The 819-nt window shown below is 27.1% G+C and carries 2 protein-coding genes; both read left to right on the top strand.

Annotated elements, in window-relative coordinates:
• A partial coding sequence (locus M0D21_RS15800) for a hypothetical protein (protein ID WP_248331287.1) occupies nt 1-285 on the top strand: 285 nt, incomplete at its 5' end.
• Nucleotides 286-303: 18 nt separating this feature from the next.
• Nucleotides 304-819 (top strand): DUF4199 domain-containing protein (locus M0D21_RS15795; protein WP_248331284.1); only part of this gene is annotated, 516 nt, incomplete at its 3' end.

Here is an 819-nt window from a genome sequence, read left to right as displayed (position 1 = left end):
TTTTTCCTTGGTATTTTTAGTTTCATCTATAATGAAATTTGGTATTTATTTTATACAAACATTATAAACCCAGAGTATTTAAGCAATATTCTTGAAAGAAATAGAGAGACTAAGATGTTTAACAATCCCGAATTATCTGCAAAAGAGATTGATAAAATAACATCAACTGCCAGAAGTAAATTCGATTTAAAAATAAAATTATATACTTTATTATTCCATATTACAACTAGTTCTTTTATTGCCTCTATAGCCGGAGCAATTATGAACAAGAAAGAAAAACTTTGAGTTAATTGTTATTTAACCATGGAAACGAAAAAAACCTCAATCAATAAACATATTATAAAATACGGGGTAATCTACGGGTGCATATGGTTATTATACAGGGTTTTGATCTATTTAATTTTCAACTCTTTGAGCGCCCCAAAAAAATGGAATACAGAAGCAATAATAATAGAATTATTTTTTTATATAGGTGGAATCCCCTATTGTATTTACAAATTCAAAAAGAATAATAATGGATTTTTACAATTTAGCGAAGCAATAAAAATTGGCATTGGGATGAGTGTCTATATCTTTATTTTTAGTGTTATTTGGTTATTGTTCTACAAAAATGTTATAGACACGGATTTTGCAACTAATATCTTAGAGCGTAATAGAAAACAAAGTATTTTAAACAACCCTGAATTATCTCCAAAGGAAATTGATGATATGAAATCCAAAACAGAGAATAACTTTTTGAGCATTATGCATTTATATAAATTACTATTTTACATTGCTTTTAGCTCTAGTATTTCTTGTGTAGCCGGAGCAATTATGAAT

Origin of the sequence: Aquimarina acroporae (assembly GCF_023195925.1) — a bacterium.
Taxonomy (GTDB): Bacteria; Bacteroidota; Bacteroidia; order Flavobacteriales; family Flavobacteriaceae; genus Aquimarina; species Aquimarina acroporae.
The sequence above is the reverse complement of the archived record's forward strand: the minus strand, read 5'-3'. Positions and strand labels throughout refer to the sequence as shown.